A 19,358-nucleotide genomic window follows, 5' to 3' on the forward strand; every position below is an offset into this window, starting at 1 on the left:
CGATTATGACCAAACTCATCTACAGTGTGTTGTTGTGCCACTTTATCGCTGCGTTTGCCGCGTTAGGTATGCCGCTATTTCTACCCGTCGTGTTGCCAACGTTAGGCGCAAGCATTGATGCGGACTGGGCAGGGGTATTGTTTATCCTACCTACGTTTTGTACTGCGTTGGCGGCGCGATTTTGGGGCAACTTTGCCGATCGCTACGGTCGCCGCCTCTCACTCTTGCGTGCGCAACTTGGCCTTGCAGCAGGGTTTGCGCTGTGCGGCTTGGCAGACAACCTCGCCATGTTTGTGTTTGGTCTTATTGTTCAAGGAACCTTTGGCGGCACCATGGCCGCCTCGAACAGCTACTTATCTAGTCAAATTAAAGAAGCCAAAACACTCGGCAAGTCACTCAATAAAACCCAACTATCTGCTCGCTTGGCGCTGATCGTTGCGCCCATTGGGCTCGGCTGGAGCTTGTCAGAGACCAACCCGCTCAACGCGTACCTGTGGTTATGCGTTTTGCCTTTAATTGCTATGGGCATCACGCTAACACTGCCAGCGGATAAACCCGCCGACCAAAACCTCGAAAAGCCAAACTCAGAACCTCAGCAAGAAAAACCGGTTGCACAGAAAAACGCAATGCATGCCATTCGTTGGATCTTCTTTGCTCAATTCGGGTTTGCGTTTTCTATGGTGGTGACCTTTCCTTACTTCTCGCCGTTTGTGCAGCAATATGGCATCACTAACCACGCATGGATCGGTTTTTTGTACGCACTGCCGCATGGCGTCTATCTGTTGCTGGCAGGAAAAATTCACGTGTTGTCAGATGGGTTGAATCGCCATCAACCGCTGCGCACGTTGTGGCTTGGGTTTGCATTGCTTGCCGTGAGCTCTGCCTTGCATTTGATTGCGTCCGAAACCGCACTCATTGCTGCGAGAATTATCTTCGGCATCGCGATGGTGTGTTGTTATCACGGATTGCATCAGCATCTTGCGAGCAATCTGGATCGCAAACTCAGTGGCAAAGTATTTTCTCGCTTTGATGCCATGTCCAAATGGGGTGGCGTGGCAGCGGGATTTTGCGCTTCTTTCATTTCTAGCTTGGGGCTACTTGAGGTTCCTTTCCTACTTTCTGCGATAGTCAGCGTAATCACCTTGATCGCGCTGGTTCTCCACTCAAAATTTGGAAATCAACATGTTACAAACTCAATCCTCTCAGACTAGCGAGTTGCGCGCACATGAGGTGCAGCTCAACCGTGAGAAAGCCCAACTCAACACGATAATGGGTGTTCTTAATTGTTACTTACGTGAATTTGCGCTACCGAATCAACAAGTGGAATGGCACTACCAATCGACATCGCTACCCCAAACGTTAAAACGCAACTATCCCGCTAAACAGCGGATAGCCGTTCATCTTTCTCAACAAAATGGCGTGCTGGTTTTGCCGATTCACTACGCGAGCAAACTGGGCAAAATCAAATTGGCAGAACTGCCTTGGGCGAAAATGCCGGGATCTGGTTGGGCGAAATTGGATGCCACGCAAACTCTTACGCTTTTGCTTAACTATCTCAAGCAGGTATTGGCGATCCCGTTTAACCATGAGCTGATCGAACAACTAGAAAATAGCGTGCTGGTTACCGAGCAGTTTCTCAACGTCGCGCCCAAATCGCATCACAACGAATTTATCGCTTCGGAACAATCTCTGATTTGGGGGCATACTTTCCATCCGACCCCGAAAAGTCGTTCGGGCGTCACCATGGATGATCTCTTGGCGTTTTCTCCAGAAGTCGGCGCGCAAGTCCCGTTGTACTGGTTTGAAGTGGATACGTCCTTACTTGATGTGCTGAGTTCCGACGGAGAAGCTAACCCTGCGCAGCGCATGCTACAACGGCTCGCGCCACAACACGCCACCAGCAATGGGAAGACCCTCTACCCTTGTCATCCTTGGGAAAGCTACACCATTTTGAGTAACCCAAGCGTGAAGCGCGCCATTGAACAAGGCAAGATCACGCCACTGGGTTTAGGTGGTGAAAAGATGCAGCCGACCTCTTCAGTTCGTACCCTCTACCACCCTGACATGGACTGGTTTGCGAAATTCTCCATCAACGTACGATTAACCAATTGCGTGCGCAAAAACGCGTGGTACGAACTCGACAGCGCCGTGCAACTCACGTCGATTCTCAAACCAATTAGAGAAAACGAACAGCTGCACAACCCCGTATTTAAAGTGATGACAGAGCCTTACGCCACCACGTTGAATCTAGAAAGTGTCGCTGAGCACAACTGGGACGACAACACCAAAGCACGCGAATCGTTTGGGATTTTGTATCGCGAAAATTTCTCGCTGAGCGAAGTCGACATCTTGAAACCAACCCTCGCTGGCGCTCTGTTTGCTTACGATAATAACGGCAACAGTCGCATTGCTCAACGCCTTAAAAACAAAGCGCGTACTACGCAAAATCGCTATTCCGACATCGCGACACTTTGGTTTGAACGCTATTTGCATTGCCTGATCCCGGGCGTATTTAATTACTACTTCAAACACGGGGTGGCGTTTGAGCCGCATTTGCAAAACACCCTGATTGGCTTTGAGCAAGAGATGCCGTGTTGTGTTTGGATTCGTGATTTGGAAGGCACTAAATTACTGCCGGAGTTCTGGCCAGCAGAAACATTAACTGACTTGTCTGAACGCGCACGACAATCGGTTTACTACAGTCGCGAACAAGGCTGGAATCGCATCGGATACTGCACCTTTATCAACAACATCAGCGAAGCGATTTTCTTCATCGCAGAAGGTGATGAGCCACTAGAGCAAACGCTGTGGAATGCGGTGCAAAGTGCCATTGTGCATTGGCAATCAGTGAATGGAAAACAACCGGAACTAGAAACGTTGCTAAATGGCGGTCACTTCCCAAGCAAAAATAATTTCACCACGCGTTTGATGCAAAAAGCCGATAAGGAGTCGGGCTATACCCAAGTCGCCGCGCCTTGGCAGCAACACGAAAAAGGATCGCAACATGTCTAATTCACTCTCTCTACCGACACACGTTTGCCAACAAGTTCACACGCTCGCACGGCAGCAAAGTCAACCCTTGTGCGCGTACGTGTATGACCTAAGCGCCTTAGAAGAACACATCAAACAACTGCGTCACGTTTTGCCGAAAAATGTCGAGCTATTTTACGCAGCTAAAGCCAATCCATCGGGCCCGATTCTCAAAACGCTCGCGCCGTATGTCGATGGTTTTGAAGCGGCATCTGGCGGGGAGTTGGCACACCTCCACCAGCAACAACTCGATAAACCATTGATCTTCGGTGGCCCAGGAAAAATGCCAAGTGAATTGCAACAAGCGATTGAACTTGATGTCGATGCGATTCACGTCGAAAGCCTCACTGAGCTGCAACGCATTGGTGCGCTAACCGAGCGCCTCAACCGCCCTGCTTCGATCTTTTTGCGTATGAACATCGATATTGGCGACATCACGCTCAGCAAGTTGGCAATGGGCGGCAAGCCGACTCCGTTTGGCTTGGACGAGTCCGAACTGAGCAATGCTTTGATGTTGCTGCGCGATTTCCCGCAAGTGTCACTCAAAGGCTTCCATTTTCACTTGATGTCGCATCAGCTTGATGTTGAACGCCACTTAGCGTTAATGCAGCGCTATTTCCAAGTCGTGAAGGCGTGGCAGCAGGAGTTCGAACTCGGTGAGCTAATGATCAACTTGGGCGGCGGCATGGGCATTAACTACCAAAACCCTGAGCAACACTTTCCGTGGATGGAGTTTTGCGACAAGTTGGAATTCCTCATCGCCAAAGAGCAAGCACAAGACTGGACACTGCGTTTTGAATGCGGACGTTTCATCACGGCGGCATGCGGTTATTACGTGATGGAAGTACTGGATATTAAGCAAAATCTTGGCGAAAACTTTGTCATCGCACGCGGGGGAACTCACCACTTCCGCACGCCAGCAGCGCAGAGTCATGACCATCCATTCGTCATCCTGAAAAGCGAGCAACACCATGAGATTTCTCACCCAATTCAGCATGCACAAGCGACCTTTGTCGGCCAGCTTTGTACGCCCAAAGATGTGCTGGCACGCAATCAACACGTCGCCCATGTCGATATTGGTGATTATGTTGTGTTTACCTTAGCAGGCGCCTATGCGTGGAACATCTCCCATCAAAACTTCTTGATGCATGAACCGCCGATCTTCCACTATTTTTAAACGGCATACTTCGCTTCATTCAAGCCCCAATCATTGGGGCTTTTTTATTCTTCAACATAACAAGCAGCCCTAATACTGCACCCTACTTCGCCGCCGCGTGGGTTAAATTGCCCAGCACGCCGCTGATTTTGTTCAATACCTCGTCACAGCCTTCAATATGATGGCGCTGCTTTAAATACATCGGATCGTTGTAAGCTAACCACGTTTTGCCTTCAGCATCTTCATACACCAACACTTTTTGGGGTAAATCGAGCGCCACCTCCTGCGCACAGATCATCAGTGGTGTGCCCACTTTAGGGTTTCCAAACACGATAACTTCAGTTGGTCGCAACGTCATATCGACTTTCGTGGCATTCTCTTGATGGTTAATGCGCGCAAAGACGTTCAACCCTTTTTCTTGCGCGATAGCGACAAATTTATCCGCCGTATCTTTTGCTGAATGTGTGCTCGCAACGGTTACCACGCCCTCACCAGCCAACGCACTCAATGACGTCAACGCCACGACCAACCCGATGATTACTTTTTTCATTTGTCGTCCCTTCCTCTCTCTGAGTCGAAAACTAGATATAGAAAAACCAAGTGTAGGAAAACTATAGAAGTCAGATTCCGCTATCGCGAATTGCACTCTACCCACTCAAGAGTCGACCGTGTAACACGGATAAATTGATTCAGATTAATAAAGCATTAACTAGCCGAGCATCAAAAGCGTGAAATACGTAACATTTGCAGCCTATTTTAGTAAGAAAGAGAAAAGTAGTGACACGCGATCAATTTGAGTTATTAGCACCCGGTGGTGATTTAGATTCCATCAAAGCCGCCATTGCCGCTGGCGCCGATGCAATTTACTGTGGGCTCGACCGCTTCAATGCTCGTAACCGAGCGACCAACCTCACCTTAGATAACTTAAATGGCGTGTTAACGTTGGCCCATCAGCACAGCTGTAAGATTTTCCTAACGTTGAATGTGCTGATTTTAGAAAGTGAAATTCCAGCGATTGTTCGCTTGCTCAGCCAACTGAACACCACCAAAATCGATGGCGTGATCGTACAAGATCTCGGTCTGGCCTACATTCTCAAACATCACTTTCCCGATTTGGATGTGCACGCTTCAACGCAACTGAACACGCATAACGAAGGCCAAATCCTCTTTCTCAACCAGCTCACCGCAAGCCGAGTAAACTTATCTCGCGAACTTAACATCAGTGAGATAAAACATCTGGCGCAATTTGGTCGCGAGCACAACGTAATGATGGAAGTGTTTGTCCACGGCTCATACTGCATCGGATTCTCCGGAATTTGCTACATCAGTTCCGCTCGCAATGGCGCATCAGGTAACCGTGGACGCTGTAGCCAACCTTGTCGCGAACAGTACGAAACGACCAAAACAGGCAACAACTACCCACTCAATATGAAAGACAACTCCGCCTTTGGGGACTTGGAAGCGCTTGCCGATGCTGGCGTGTATTCATTAAAAGTGGAAGGGCGAATCAAGAAATCGCACTACGTCTATACCGTGGTCGACAATTGGCGCCAGCAAATCGATCGCTTGTGCGAGGGTTTGGAACTCTCTGAAGACACCACAGAGTTATACACGGTGTTCAACCGTGATTTCTCCAACGCATTTTTGCAAGGTGATTTCGGCAAGGCGATGTACATCGACAACCCGCGCGACCATGCTGTAAAGCATTTTTCGAAGGTTTACCAATGCCAGTCTGCTGATGATGTACAAGCGGTGAAAAAGAAACTCTACGATGACAAAACCGCGATCATTGAGAAAGTGGCAGAGCAAACTAAGTCGTTCGATGTCACTTCAACACAAGTATCCGGCAGCAGCTTGAAAGGGTCGATTGATGTGCCAACTCTGCCAACGTTACCTCAACCAGAACCTCGCCAAGGTGCGCCAAAATTATCGGTTCTGATCTCGTCAGCACAAGAAGCCATGCTGTGCGAATACCACGACGTTGATGTTTACTATCAATTGCCAATGGGATTGTCTGGTGAACTGAGCGCGATGATTGAATTGTTCCAAGCCAACCCAATGCTCAAACCTTGGTTCCCAGCCATTTTGATTGGCGAAGACTACCACGCCGCGCGCGTATTTTTGGAAACCATCCAACCTGAGTTGTTGATCACCAACCACTCAGGTGTCGGCATGATCGCAAAAGAGCTCGGCTTAGGCTGGGTGGCAGGCCCACAACTGAACACGGTGAACTCATACGCGTTTAAATGCCTTCAAGACGAGTTCGCGGCAAGTGGCGCGTTTGTTTCTAACGAGCTGAATATGAAGCAGGTGCGTCACATAAAGCGTCCGAAAAACATGCGCAGCTTCTACAGCATTTATCACCCGAACACTCTACTCACGAGCCGCCAATGTTTGTTTCAACAAACCGAAGGATGCCGTAAGGTGAAGGTCAACAAAAGTTGTTTGAAACGCTGTGACAAACGCACGTCTATCATCAACTTAAAAGACAATCCTTACTTGGTGCAAAAACAAAAAGGCAGCCACAATTCAATCTACAGCGAGCACAACATCTTAAACCTGCAAGTGCTGCACGATCTGCCGCAATTGTTTACCGATGTGTTGATCGATCTGCGTGATATCCAGACCGAAACGAAAGTCTCAGCAAGCAAACCTGAGTTGATTGACGCGTTCTTAGCTCTACTTGAAGAACACAGCGAACAAACCGTCCAAACGCTGAATGCCATGATTCAACCAACAGCCAACGCGCAGTATTTAAAGGGGTTGTAGGAGTTACTTGAAAGTTAAACAACGCATCGACTCTCAACATATCTTGAACACACACAGTGCACTGACTACAATAGCGCACTTTTTACGGAATTTAGGTCACACAAAATGACAGACACAGCTAAACCAGCTCTACCAGATCGCCTAGCGGGTAACCCACGTAGCCCATTCTTCATCAAAGAATGCTTCGAGCACCAAATCGGTATTCGTATCAACGGCCAAGAGCGTACTGACGTAGAAGAATACTGCATCAGCGAAGGTTGGGTAAAAATTGCTTCTCCTAAAGCAAAAGACCGTTTCGGTAACCCAATGCTAATCAAACTTAAAGGCGAAGTTGAAGCGTACTACGTGTAAGCTGACCACGCTGAATGTATTTGAAAGCTCGAGTTTGACTCGGGCTTTTTTAATGCCTGTCATATCCCTCCTCATTTAATCTCTTCCCTCTTCTTTTCAGTACAAGTTATTAAGAAATCGATGTAAATCGCTGTTTTTATCTGATTGTTGTCTAAAGTTTCTAAAGAACGAACAGCAATAAGCATTGCCAAAAGAAACGACACCTTTTGAATACAGGGAGAGGAAATGGAAAGCCCACTTGTCACACTCAAACACGCCAGCAAAAGCTTTGTCGATGGCAAAGAGACACATCGCGTGTTGGAAGGCGTCGACTTCACGTTGAACACAGGAGCGAGTGTTGCGCTGACGGGCGCAAGTGGCAGCGGCAAAAGTACTTTGCTCAATGTCATCGCTGGCTTTGAGCCGCTTTCCGATGGTGAGTTGTGGTTAGATGGCGATAACACGGCGGCTTGGAAAGACCCACAATGGAGCCGATTTCGACATCAAAAACTCGGTGTTATCTTCCAGCAATTCAATCTATTAACGCCGCTCAACGTGCAGCAAAACATCGCCTTCCCTCTGCATTTGAATCAACAGAAATGGAACGACTGGTGCGATTATTTGGTCGAGACTCTAGGTATCAGCCAACTTCTCGACAGGCATGTTTCTGCCCTTTCCGGAGGTCAACAACAACGAGTCGCGATTGCGCGCGCATTGGCACACAAACCTAAGCTTCTACTCGCCGATGAACCCACAGGTAACCTCGACCAAAAAGCAGGCTTGGAAGTGATGAAACTACTCAGTGAAATCACCACCCAAGGCAATACCGCCGTGCTCTTGGTGACCCACAGCCATGAATGCGCTGAATTTATGAAAGCACGGCTGCGATTGGATAACAGTCAGCTACAGAACAGCCATCAAGTAAACAAACATGAGCTTCACCATGAAGCAAACTAAGCCATCAAACAACAGATTCACTCATACTCGACTCGCCCTGAATCTGTTTGCAGCGCACTATCGGCAGGCGCCACTGCAAGCCGCCGCGATTCTGATCGGTATCGTGTTGGCTGTGACCTTATTCGTTGCGGTGCAAGCCATCAACCTCAATGCCAAACGAAGTTATGCGGAATCTACCGAGCAGCTTAGCGCACAAGCTCAGAACTTAATTATTCCACCAGCAGGGCAAAACTATCTGCCCGAGTCTCTTTATTTCACCCTTAGACAAAACGGGCTCAGTGCAGCACTACCTGTAATCGAAGGGCGAGTGAGAGACGAACAAGGGCGTCGCTGGTCAGTGCAAGGTAGTGAGTTGATTGCCGCAATTTCCTCACGTTCGCGCTATTCGTCAGAAAACCAACAAAACGTGTCTTTGTTCGACAGTGCTTTACCTTTACCTGAGCTTTTGGCCGGTAAGCCGATCGTGATGATGAGCCAATCTCAACATCAAAACTTAGGGGAAGTAGAAACCCTAACTCTGGATGACATTCCAACCCAAGTGGTGGTGCTACCAGACGAATGGCAGTTAGGTAGCCGAATGTTGATGGACATTGGCTTTGCCCAGCAACTGCTCAATAAACAAGGGCAGCTCAGTTACATTGCAGTTTTCCATTCGGGTGATAAAGGGGATAAAGACACGCAGGCAAATTGGCAGAAGCTGATTAGCGATCAAGGGCAATGGATTTCCAATAACCAAAGTACAGACCTTGGTTCGCTGACCGACAGCTTTCACCTCAACCTCACCGCAATGAGCTTACTCGCGTTTTTAGTCGGGCTGTTCATCGCTTACAACGGCGTAAAGTACAGCTTGCTGAAACGCAATCGGCTGTTAGTGCAAATTCAACAAGCGGGTGTTGCGCCGAGCATTGTGTTCTCTGCGCTGTTAGTTGAGCTCACTCTTCTCGTTACCATCGGCGCTTCCCTCGGTTTTGTATTGGGCATGCAGCTTAGCCACTGGTTACATCCGACCGTGGCACTGACTCTAAAGCAACTTTATGGCGCGACACTGCTGCCCGGAACTTGGCAGTGGCAATGGTGGGCACAAGCATTGCTACTCACGTTAGTCGCCACCCTGTTGGCATGTTGGCAGCACTTTAAACAGCGAGTGCGCCAGCCGCTTTCCTCTCATGGCGGATTTTATCAAGCGCCGGAAGCCTCTAACGAAAACCAATTGTTCGTGATAGGTGCTTCGTTGACGGCTCTCGCACTCGCAGGGTTATGGTTGAGTGAGCATCACCGCTTCACCATGGCGTGGCTCGGCGTGCTTGTGGTGTCGATTCCTTTATATCTACCCAAAACACTCAGCGTCTTAGCCAATTGGTGTGAAAAACGCACCAATTCCGGTTTGATGCAGTATCTTTTTGCTGAGTTGCGCGAGCTGATTTCTCCGCTTTCTCTCGCCATGATGGCACTGCTACTCGCCGTTACAGCCAATATGGGGATGAATACGTTAGTGGGCAGTTTTGAATCCACCTTAAAACAGTGGTTAGAACAAAGGCTACACGCCGATATTTACGTCAGCCCTGCCCAAGGAGAAATCGCTGATGTAGAGCGCGCGTTAGGGCAGTTCAATAATGTTGAGACCGTCTACAAGCAATACTACGTCGACGATAACCTGCAAGGCTTACCGATTTTGCTTGGTACCAAAGACAAAGACACCTTAGAACAAACCATGGTGTTCAAATCGCATTTGGAGAACTTCTGGTCACGCTTTTACCAAGGTGAGTTGGTCGCTATCAGTGAACCAACCGCGGTCAAACTGGGTTTATCACTGGGTAGCGCGCTCACGCTTGATGCCGTTCCAAATAAGAACCTGCTTGTGGGTGCGGTATTCCACGATTACGGCTCACCCAACGGTGAAGTGTTATTGGCACCCAAATTATGGCAAGAGAGTGGCTTTACCGACCTGCCAACAAGCCTTGGCATTAAAGTATCAGGAGACCCACAAATCGTATACGAGCAACTGCGCGAGCAATTGAATCTGCATCCAAGTCAGCTCTACGATCAGGCGCAAATCAAATCCATCGCGTTGGATATTTTCTCGCAGACCTTCGCCATTACACGCGCACTCAACGGCGTGACGTTGATGGTCGCGGTGATTGGTTTGTTCAGTGCTTGTTTTATGTTGCTCGACGCGCGCAAAGCCGCCATTGCAAGGCTGTATGCACTTGGCGTCAGCCGTCGTAAATTAATGACCATGGTGGTCGGGCAGATCGTCGCTTTGGTCAGTTTTACGCTGGTCATTGCCCTGCCCCTCGGTGCGATGGTGGGTTATGTACTGACAGACATCGTCACCTTACGAGCTTTTGGTTGGAGCTTAAATTATCTGTGGAATTGGAGTGATGCGCTGAGCATTGCGGCAATCACCATCTTGGTGGCAGTGATCGCAACCTTGATTCCGCTGTGGCGATTGGTCAGTAAGCCTGTCGTCTCCAGTTTGCAAAGCGAGGTCTTGTGATGGTTCGATTGGCAAGCAAGCTTACTCTACTCATAAGCAGCTTATTCCTATTCGGTTGTGAAGATGCGCAGCAACAAAATATGGGAACTTTTCTGGGCAGTGGAGATATGCAAAGCGAAAGCAACCTATTCACACCCGTAGAAAAAGGGGTTGAACTCACCTTTCCTACCGTTCATCAAGCGCACCCAAACTTTCGTCATGAATGGTGGTACTTAACCGCTAACTTAATTGATGAAGAAGGCAACCCACTTGGCGTTCAATGGACACAATTTCGCTTTGCTGCTGCGCCGCCAACGGGCGAAGATGACGTGAAGAAAACCGAGTGGCAAACTCAGCAAATCTACATGGCGCACAGCGCAGTCACGACAACCGACAAACACTATGCAGATGAAAAATGGTCACGCGCTCAAGCGTCCTTAGCCGGCGTCGATAGCTCTCCATTTCGTGTTTACCTCGATGATTGGCAGTGGACCTCTTCAACCAACGACCTCTTCCCTGCCACGCTAAATGCCAATTCAGAGCAGTTTGGCTACTCACTAAAACTGACCAGCAGCGCACCTTATCAAAAGCAAGGCGAGCAAGGTTACAGCACCAAAAGTGCCGATGGTCAGGTGGCTTCGTATTACTACAGCCAACCGTTTATTGATGTCTCCGGTGAAGTCACCATCGACGGCGAAACTCATCAAGTGTCGGGTGAAGGCTGGATAGATCGAGAGTGGAGCTCGCAATTCTTACTCGACTCACAACAAGGCTGGGACTGGTTTGCTCTGAGGTTGAGTGACAAAACCAGCTTGGTGGTGTTCCAGTTGCGGGATTCCAAAACCGGACAAGCTAGTTACGCCAGCGCAAAGCTGATGCAGCAAGATGGCTCTGGCATCGCCATTTCTCAAAAAGACATTCGCTTAATAGCAACCAAGCAAACAGAAATCCAAGGGCGAAAGTATCCAACCCAGTGGCAAGTGTCGATTCCAAATCAGCAAATTGAGCTTACCGTTTCTGCTCTCAACCCGAACGCGAAAATGCCGCTTTCGGTACCTTATTGGGAAGGCCCAGTACGTATTGAGGGCTCTCATTCTGGGACTGGTTACATGGAGCTAACGGGGTATTGAAATGTTGAGCGGGAGCCCCAATTATTCTACTAGAACAAATACTGGCAACCAAGTCATACACTGATTGAAAGGAAATATGATGAACCCAATTATCGCCTTGCTGAAAGAGAACAACATCAGCGATGAGCAAATCAACGAGATTTTTCAGACTCTGACGCAAAACCCTCTAGCGGCAATGGCAACAATCAGCCAACTAGGTTTGCCACAAGACAAGCTACAAATGCTGATGGCGCAAGTGATGCAAAACCCTGCGCTAATCAAAGAAGCCGTAGACGAGTTGGGATTGGATTTCTCAAAGGTTGAAGAAGCAAAAGAGAAGCTTCAAAGCCAAAACCAAGGCAACTAAGTCTTAGCCATTTAGCGCTGAATATAGAAAAGGCCGTTAACCCGAGCATGTGGGTTAACGGCCTTTTTTGTTCGCTACGTTGTTGTTAGCTACTTTTTTGTCGGCTAATTATTAGCGATTTAAAGACGCGAATTGCTCTGCGGTCATACCGTAGTAGAGCTTGTCGTCAAAGCCTTGCTCTAGTTTATAGTAGTCTTTCTGACGGCCTTCTTGAGTAAAACCATTTTTCTCTAACGTCTTGTAAGAACCAGCATTAGAAGCGTAGCAATCGGCACTGACTTTATGGGCGTTTAACTCAGTAAATCCAATCTCGGTCATCATTTGGCAAGCGCGAGTCGCGACGCCTTTGCCCCATGCGCAAGTAGGTAACTGATAACCCACTTCGTAGTTGCCAGTTAAGAACATCACTGCGGTCACCGCACACATTCCCATGTACTGACCTTGCTGGTCACGAATCACGAACGTTGGGCTATCTGACCAAACACCGTCTTTAATCGCTTGTGCCGTATTTTCAATAATAGGGCCAAAGAAGCCTTCATACAGGTTGTTATCAGCAGGTGCGAAGAACAGATACTGATTGACCTTATCGTCGTTCAGCATCTCGATAATATCTTGTAGATCAGAGCCTTGAATCAGTTGGATAGTCAACGATTCATTAAATGGAATGGCTTCGCCTTGTTTTAGTTTTTGATATGACATGTGTTACCTCGTTATCTGCTGAAAATAGTAGCCCAGCGGATAAGAGAAAAATTGGATTTTTGCGACAACTTTCGGGCTGATTAGCAATGTATTACGACTCAAAATCGCCATAGATATCGATGGTTAAGTCACGTTTTTTCAGGTATTTGCTCGGCGTTTTTCTTAGCTGATGTTTGAGGGTACGAATCAAATGCGATTGGTCACTGAAACCAAATTGTTGTGAGAAACTCGCCCAATCAATCGCTTCTTGTTGCTTGTAGAGAGTCAAAATCATCTGCTCCAGACGCGCCATTTGTTGATACTGCTTAACGCTCAACCCCACCACTTGTTTGAAACTGCGCTCAAGCGTTCTGCGAGAACAGGCGCACTGTTTGGCTATCTCATCAATATCCATCGCTAACTCAGGTGAACGTAGCGCTTGAGCGTCCATCACGGATACCGCTTTTTGTGACGCCAAAAACGGTTTGGTACGGCAAGGTTCGATATCTAACGCATCTAAATGTTGTTTGATGTAGTTCAGCAAACATTGCGATGAACCTTGCAACTCTAACTGCCATAAGCCTTGTTGAAAGCGCTCATCAAACGCCGCGTTAAGCCAATCAAACCATTCGCATTGGTTAATTGCACTAACTTGGGATGCATCACTAAACCGTGATTCAATGGCATAAAAACCCTCTGGGCGAAAGGTGATACCAATACGCTTGATGGGAGCCGTATCTTCCAACAACAGTAAATGTTCGTTAGCCATTAACAAGTGGCAGCCTTTGCCAGCAAGCTTTGTGTGTCCCGTGTCGTAGCTGTAGCCTTGCTCTGGTGGCGTAAAGAGTAAATGAGCACGCGGGTTTGGGATAAGGTGCGGCTTGGGGTCAATGACTTCACCCTCTGGCACTTCCAAGTACCAAACTTGATGAATGAGCCATTCGTACTCTGGCAGAGACTGTTTCCAAGCTATCATGATTGTCCTAGCGGTTAGTAAAGATAATGGGCGCAACGTTTTTGCTTAAACATCTGCTCGTTGAGTGTGACTGATTGACGCTCATCTCGCCACGCATTTCTCACGTTGCTCCCTTGCAAGCTTGTTGGATTGCGGTAGGCTTTGAGCAGAGAAAACAAGCTGAACAGAACAAGGAAATCCCCCGATGCGCGTCGACTACCACAAACGACTGGTTCCTGTGATTCGTTATTTAGAACAACACTTTAATGAACCACTCAATCTGCCAGAAGTGGCCGCGCTGGCGAACCTTTCTCCTTATCACTTTCATCGCACCTTCAAAGCCGTGCAAGGCGAGACATTAGCTGATTTCATTCGACGTTTGCGTCTAGAAGCCGCCGCCGATGACTTATTCAAATCCAAGCAACCGGTATTAAACATTGCCCTAGAGTACGGATTTTCTAGCTCACAGAGCTTAGCCAAAGCCTTCAAACAACATTATGGCGTTACACCTACGGCCTTTCGCGACTGCGAAAACTACCAGCAGTTTTCTGAATTAGCACGAAACAGCAAGATTGGACACACGTTGCGCAAGAATGGAAACGAAGTAACACCAAGCGATTCATATACTGGCTCTGAACTCACCAAATGGAGCATGACAATGGAAACGCAAAACTTTGAAAAAGCAAAACTGGCTTACATTCGCGTAAACGGCCCTTACGGCCAAGGCTATGAGGAGCCATCAGGTCGCTTGTATCAATGGGCAGGAATGAAAGGTTTGGCAGACAATACCTGCATCTTCATCTACCATGACAATCCAGAAATCACGCCAGACGAGAAGTGTCGCACTGATATCTGCTTGATGGTGCCAGAAGATACGGAAGTTCCAAAAGGCATTGAGCTGCAAGACTTCCCCGGTGGTCAATATGCGGTGATGCGCCAGCACATTACTGACCCGAGCCAATACTCAAAAGCATGGGATGATGTCATGAGCAAGGTAATTGAATCCGGTATTGAGAACGACGACCGTCCTTGCTTTGAGCTTTACCACAGCTTTGACCCACAAACGCACCATGCAGACGTTAGCTTCTGCACTGCCATCAAATAAACCAAAAGCCTGCATCGTTGCAGGCTTTTTCATTTCTTACTCTGGTTGCTTAAATTCGTTCTTCCAAACGCTGTTTATCTTTTAATCCAATTACTTAGAACACGAACGAATACCTCAATATTTTCGTGATCCTACTTCGCGTTTTGACCACGCGCGTTCATTCGCTCGGCTGAGTTGGGATTCATTTCACAGATTATTCATGAAGCGAACCTAGACTGAAAAAATTCTATCGACCCCGTTCGACCTACAACGCTAGGCACAATAAAAACTAGGTACTACAGCACCTCTAGGACATTCCATGAAGAAGAACTTACTTGCCATTGCTCTTGGTAGCGTGATTGCGCTGACTGCTGCCCCATACTCTATCGCGGCTAACGATGCTGCCGTCCAATCTTCCGCCGATTACTCACAGATCGTCACCAAACGTCAGGTTGTCGACCAACTTCTCAACGACGCGGTACAGGCATTCAAATCCCCTGCGCGTATCTCGCATGCGGGTTTTACCGCCAAAATGCCGAGCAACATGGAGATTGTTACCGACCGCTTACTAGAGGCCTACAAACTTGAGCCGTACCGCACTGACCTGCTGATTTCTGCGGCAAATGCGCAGATCTACAACAAGAATGCAGACCGCGCGATTGAACTGTTCGAACAAGCCCTTTCGGTCGCACCAGACGATGTGGATTTGCACGCTTACTTAGCGGTATGGCAACGCTTTGAGGGCAACCAAGCGGAATCAGCGAAACACATGGCGACGCTCACGAAGCTCAATGCAGGTAAAGCGGCAGACATCCAACGCATCTTCGACACCGTAGACCGCGTACTTGCAACGCCACTAAAAGAGAAAGCCGACAAAGGCAAACTGGATGACAAAGGCGCAATCGTCACGTTGGGATACGCGCTAAACCCAGATGGTTCGATGCATCAAATCTTGGTTGAGCGTTTGGAAACCACGCTAGCCATGGCGAAAGCAAACCCTGACGCGTTGATCGTATTGACGGGTGGCGTACCGAAGAACCACAAAACGGAAGGCAAGTTAATGGCAGATTGGCTGATTGAAAAAGGCATCAGCAAAGATCGCATCATTGAAGAAAACTACGCCACCAGCACGGTAGGTAACGCCCTATTCAGCAGCTACGCATTGGCGCGTCATAACATCAAACACGCGACCATCATAAGCTCAGCGAGCCACGTGCGCCGTGGTCAAACATTGTTTAAAATCGCAAGCTGGCAAACTGGCCCGCAAGGCATCACTTTCGACACCGTAAGCTACCCAGACAAGCCACTGAAAGACTTAGCCAAAGCCAGCGATGGCGAATTGCTTGGTATCTACCGCGATGCACTGCGTACTTACGGCATGTGGAGCTACCGCTCTTACCCGCTCGAGTCGCGTTAATACACCAGAGCCAGAAAGCAAAAGAGACCGCGTTAATGCGGTCTCTCATAGAATCATTTGAACATGATGCAGTGGTCAATCAATGCGTTTTGTAGGTTTTGTTTGTCGCTCAGAATCACTAGAGCATAGATAGTATTTTTGTCACCAATTCGGTAAAGCAGCTTGAATCCATCAAAGCTGAATTGCCGGATGTCGTAAACACCGATGGTTGTCAGTTCATAACAAGGCGGATAGATAGACGGGTTATTCAAAACGTTGTGTTCAAACCTCTGCTGAACCGCAATTAATCTATCAATCACATCGTTGCGAGCGCTCCAGTTCGATAAATAGTTAATACTCTGAATAGCCGTATTTTCAAAGGTTTGTGTATAGAGAACTTTTGCTTCCATGCTCGTATCAAACTCAATCTTTGAGTGCTGCTAACGTGCTCTTCATATCTTCTGATGACTTTACACGTTCATTCGCAACATCATTTTGAGCAAAGCTAACAAACTTCATTAAAGCAATGGCTTCATCACGCTTCTGACGTTCTTCATAAGACTCAACGACATAAATAGGCTTACCATTTTGCGTAATCGTCATTGGCTCATCCAGTTCAAGCTTCGCAGCATTCTTTTTTAGATAACTTACCGTTTCAGTGCTCATCACATGACTCCTATCGGCAACCCCGCTGGTGTAACAACAAGCGAAACCAGCCGAGCTATACTGCAGGTTTGACCGAAATATTTGAATCAATAGAAAGTGCTAATCACATTCTATTTTTCGTTTAGATTTTGACCTAATCTTGCCAACTATACCTGTGCATTTCGAACAAACCAAATTAAGTTTAAATTTAGACTCCTACTTCAAATATAGAAAAAGCCTGCGTACTTGCAGGCTTTCTTGTCTTTGTGCAGTGATAAGAACCGCTTAAATTGCTTCGCCGTTTACCGTTACTGCCACATCAATGTTGCCACGAACTGCGTTTGAGTATGGGCAAACTTGGTGTGCAATGCGCGTTAGCTCTAGCGCTTGTTCTTGTGGCATGTCTAGCTCTACCGCTAGGCTCACTGTTAGTGCAAAGCCACCGTTATCGTTCGGACCAATGCCTACTTCCGCTGTTACGGGTGCACTTTTCAGGTTTACTTTACCTTCACGTGCTACGTGCAAAATCGCGTTAGAAAAACACGCTGAATAACCCGCAGCAAAAAGCTGTTCTGGGTTAGTTGCTGCGCCTGTGCCGCCCATTTCCTTCGGGTATGACAGCTCTAGATCGAGAAGACCGTCATCAGTTTTTACTTGACCATTACGACCAGCCAAAGCGGTAGCTTGAGTTTTGTATAGAGTAGTCATGCGAGTGTCCTTCTTAGTTTAAGTTGCGCACAATTTAATTGCTTGCAATCTTATATCGAAGTAAAGATCGTTTGCAACTATATTGTGCACAATTTATTTTATAACTCTCTTTCTCTGTGATCAGGTAGGCAACGCCAATGAGCCAGTGTTACACCGACAACACCATGACCAACGACGATAAACTCTTACTCGAAAACCAAGTTTGCTTCCCGCTCTACAGCGCAGCAAATGCAGTGATCCGAGCGTACCGCCCGTTGTTGGATGAGCTTGATCTGACTTATTCGCAGTACTTAGTGATGATGGTGCTGTGGGAGAAAGACGGTGCCAGCGTAAAAGAATTGGGGTCACAACTGCATTTGGACTCAGGCACACTCACACCGCTGCTTAAACGCTTAGAAGCAAAAGTCTATGTAGAGCGTGGTCGCAGTGAAACCGATGAGCGCGTTCGCGTACTCAATCTAACCGAGCAAGGTCGTGCCCTTAAAGAGCAAGCTAAGTCAGTGCCAAACGCCATGATGTGCAAAATCACATTAGAGCTGGATGAAATGATCATGCTGAAGAAGCTGTGTGGCAAAGTGCTCGACAATCTGGGCTGACAAAATAGACGCATCCGCTTCCCCACTTCCTATTAGAAAGAGCCTGCCGAGATGCAGGCTCTTTCGATCTTAGCTAGAAGATCTACTCAAAGTAATCATCGGTATTCTCTATTGCTAATCTGCGTTCATCTTCAATAAAACCTATCAAAGCAAACTCACTTACATCGGATTTCCCTATCAAGTGAAATAGGAAATGGCTATCAATAGGATAGTTACAAGCGATTTTCCTTAAACACACTCCGATGAGAATATACTTTCCGAAAGCAACAACAGCTCAGCTTAAAACATTCAAAGGAAAGTAAATTATGATTAATACTCAAATCAAACCATTTGCAGCTACAGCGTACAAAAACGGCGAATTCGTTGAAGTAACAGAACAAGACGTTCTAGGTAAATGGGCAGTATTCTTCTTCTACCCAGCAGACTTTACGTTTGTATGTCCAACAGAACTGGGCGACCTAGCAGACCACTACGAAGAGCTACAAAAACGTGGCGTAGAAGTTTACTCAGTATCAACTGATACACACTTCACTCACAAAGCATGGCACGACAGCTCAGACACAATCGGTAAGATTCAGTACTACATGCTTGGCGACCAAACAGGCAACATCACAAACAACTTCGGTGTGATGCGTGAAGGTCAAGGTCTTGCAGACCGCGCTACGTTCCTAATCGACCCAGAAGGTACTATCCAAGCAATGGAAATCACTGCTGAAGGTATCGGTCGTGACGCAGAAGACCTACTACGCAAAGTGAAAGCAGCTCAATACGTAGCAGCACACCCAGGCGAAGTTTGCCCAGCTAAATGGAAAGAAGGTGAAGAGACACTAGCTCCATCACTAGACCTAGTTGGTAAAATCTAAGCCACTGAAATTTAAGTTCTAATCAGTTCCGATTTCCTTTTTCTGATTAGAACTGAATTAGAGAGCACTTCAGGTTAGATACCTTGACGACCTTCTGCCTGATTTGCTCTCTCCCCCTCAGGTTTTATCTACAGTAACCACTTTTTATTACCTATCTGAATAAGTAGGTGTGCAGTAATTGCGTAGAAAAAATCGTTTAGAACCAGGCATAGATTTTCGATAGCTAGTTACTCTAACTA

Annotated in this window: 19 protein-coding genes; 13 read left to right on the forward strand and 6 right to left on the reverse strand. The window is 47.5% G+C overall.

Annotation, left to right across the window (positions count from 1 at the left end):
• The first annotated feature begins 5 nt into the window (after positions 1-5).
• The 3 genes from R7R24_RS05135 to R7R24_RS05145 are packed head-to-tail and all read left to right on the forward strand — an operon-like array spanning position 6 to position 4,207.
• Entirely contained in the window at positions 6-1,211 is a 1,206-nt protein-coding gene (locus tag R7R24_RS05135; protein ID WP_005374702.1) for an MFS transporter, read from the forward strand.
• Positions 1,183-3,012, forward strand: coding sequence for an IucA/IucC family protein (locus R7R24_RS05140; RefSeq protein WP_054578600.1), 1,830 nt, complete (start codon positions 1,183-1,185; stop codon positions 3,010-3,012). Before R7R24_RS05135 ends, R7R24_RS05140 begins: the two co-directional genes overlap by 29 nt.
• Positions 3,005-4,207, forward strand: coding sequence for a type III PLP-dependent enzyme (locus R7R24_RS05145; RefSeq protein WP_054576551.1), 1,203 nt, complete (start codon positions 3,005-3,007; stop codon positions 4,205-4,207). The genes R7R24_RS05140 and R7R24_RS05145 overlap by 8 nt, the downstream gene beginning before the upstream one ends.
• A gap of 82 nt (positions 4,208-4,289) precedes the next feature.
• On the opposite strand, the gene R7R24_RS05150 is transcribed toward R7R24_RS05145, so the two are convergent.
• Positions 4,290-4,736 carry a DUF302 domain-containing protein gene (locus tag R7R24_RS05150; protein ID WP_017634511.1) on the reverse strand — a complete coding sequence of 149 codons (447 nt, stop codon included), beginning with the start codon at positions 4,734-4,736 and terminating at the stop codon, positions 4,290-4,292.
• Between the two features lie 227 nt (positions 4,737-4,963).
• On the opposite strand from R7R24_RS05150, the gene R7R24_RS05155 reads away from it, so the two are divergent.
• The 6 genes from R7R24_RS05155 to R7R24_RS05180 all read left to right on the forward strand — a co-directional run bounded on the left by R7R24_RS05155 (position 4,964) and on the right by R7R24_RS05180 (position 12,194).
• Positions 4,964-6,955, forward strand: a complete 1,992-nt coding sequence (locus R7R24_RS05155; RefSeq protein WP_054578599.1) for a peptidase U32 family protein — start codon at positions 4,964-4,966, stop codon at positions 6,953-6,955.
• 105 nt (positions 6,956-7,060) lie between these two features.
• Positions 7,061-7,306, forward strand: coding sequence for a DUF3297 family protein (locus R7R24_RS05160; RefSeq protein WP_005374689.1), 246 nt, complete (start codon positions 7,061-7,063; stop codon positions 7,304-7,306).
• A gap of 225 nt (positions 7,307-7,531) precedes the next feature.
• Positions 7,532-8,242, forward strand: a complete 711-nt coding sequence (locus R7R24_RS05165) for an ABC transporter ATP-binding protein (protein WP_017820083.1) — start codon at positions 7,532-7,534, stop codon at positions 8,240-8,242.
• On the forward strand, positions 8,229-10,739 hold the full coding sequence (locus R7R24_RS05170) for an ABC transporter permease (protein ID WP_054578598.1): 2,511 nt from the start codon (positions 8,229-8,231) through the stop codon (positions 10,737-10,739). The genes R7R24_RS05165 and R7R24_RS05170 overlap by 14 nt, the downstream gene beginning before the upstream one ends.
• On the forward strand, positions 10,739-11,848 hold the full coding sequence (locus R7R24_RS05175; protein WP_054578597.1) for a lipocalin-like domain-containing protein: 1,110 nt from the start codon (positions 10,739-10,741) through the stop codon (positions 11,846-11,848). The genes R7R24_RS05170 and R7R24_RS05175 overlap by 1 nt, the downstream gene beginning before the upstream one ends.
• A 79-nt stretch (positions 11,849-11,927) precedes the next feature.
• Positions 11,928-12,194, forward strand: coding sequence for a DUF2999 family protein (locus R7R24_RS05180; protein ID WP_004746427.1), 267 nt, complete (start codon positions 11,928-11,930; stop codon positions 12,192-12,194).
• A 111-nt stretch (positions 12,195-12,305) separates the two neighbouring features.
• On the opposite strand, the gene R7R24_RS05185 is transcribed toward R7R24_RS05180, so the two are convergent.
• Entirely contained in the window at positions 12,306-12,893 is a 588-nt protein-coding gene (locus R7R24_RS05185; protein WP_017820080.1) for a GNAT family N-acetyltransferase, read from the reverse strand.
• 91 nt (positions 12,894-12,984) lie between these two features.
• Positions 12,985-13,848 carry a helix-turn-helix domain-containing protein gene (locus R7R24_RS05190; protein ID WP_017820079.1) on the reverse strand — a complete coding sequence of 288 codons (864 nt, stop codon included), beginning with the start codon at positions 13,846-13,848 and terminating at the stop codon, positions 12,985-12,987.
• Positions 13,849-14,032: 184 nt separating this feature from the next.
• Between R7R24_RS05190 and R7R24_RS05195 the strand changes: the two genes are divergently transcribed.
• The gene (locus R7R24_RS05195; protein ID WP_054578596.1) at positions 14,033-14,932 is read left to right on the forward strand and encodes an AraC family transcriptional regulator; all 900 of its coding nucleotides are present in this window, start codon (positions 14,033-14,035) and stop codon (positions 14,930-14,932) included.
• Between the two features lie 298 nt (positions 14,933-15,230).
• Entirely contained in the window at positions 15,231-16,328 is a 1,098-nt protein-coding gene (locus R7R24_RS05200) for a YdcF family protein (protein ID WP_054578595.1), read from the forward strand.
• Between the two features lie 53 nt (positions 16,329-16,381).
• On the opposite strand, the gene R7R24_RS05205 is transcribed toward R7R24_RS05200, so the two are convergent.
• The 3 genes from R7R24_RS05205 to R7R24_RS05215 form a co-directional block, all read right to left on the reverse strand.
• Positions 16,382-16,717, reverse strand: a complete 336-nt coding sequence (locus R7R24_RS05205) for a type II toxin-antitoxin system RelE/ParE family toxin (RefSeq protein ID WP_020195558.1) — start codon at positions 16,715-16,717, stop codon at positions 16,382-16,384.
• A 13-nt stretch (positions 16,718-16,730) separates the two neighbouring features.
• Positions 16,731-16,973 carry a type II toxin-antitoxin system Phd/YefM family antitoxin gene (locus tag R7R24_RS05210; protein ID WP_005383516.1) on the reverse strand — a complete coding sequence of 81 codons (243 nt, stop codon included), beginning with the start codon at positions 16,971-16,973 and terminating at the stop codon, positions 16,731-16,733.
• A gap of 264 nt (positions 16,974-17,237) precedes the next feature.
• Positions 17,238-17,660 carry an organic hydroperoxide resistance protein gene (locus R7R24_RS05215; RefSeq protein ID WP_005374640.1) on the reverse strand — a complete coding sequence of 141 codons (423 nt, stop codon included), beginning with the start codon at positions 17,658-17,660 and terminating at the stop codon, positions 17,238-17,240.
• Between the two features lie 137 nt (positions 17,661-17,797).
• On the opposite strand from R7R24_RS05215, the gene R7R24_RS05220 reads away from it, so the two are divergent.
• Complete coding sequence (locus R7R24_RS05220; RefSeq protein WP_318119457.1) at positions 17,798-18,256, forward strand: MarR family transcriptional regulator; 459 nt, start codon at positions 17,798-17,800, stop codon at positions 18,254-18,256.
• Between the two features lie 305 nt (positions 18,257-18,561).
• Complete coding sequence (gene ahpC / locus R7R24_RS05225) at positions 18,562-19,119, forward strand: alkyl hydroperoxide reductase subunit C (RefSeq protein WP_005374632.1); 558 nt, start codon at positions 18,562-18,564, stop codon at positions 19,117-19,119.
• Positions 19,120-19,358: the final 239 nt, after the last annotated feature.

Source organism: Vibrio sp. 704 (genome assembly GCF_033339295.1).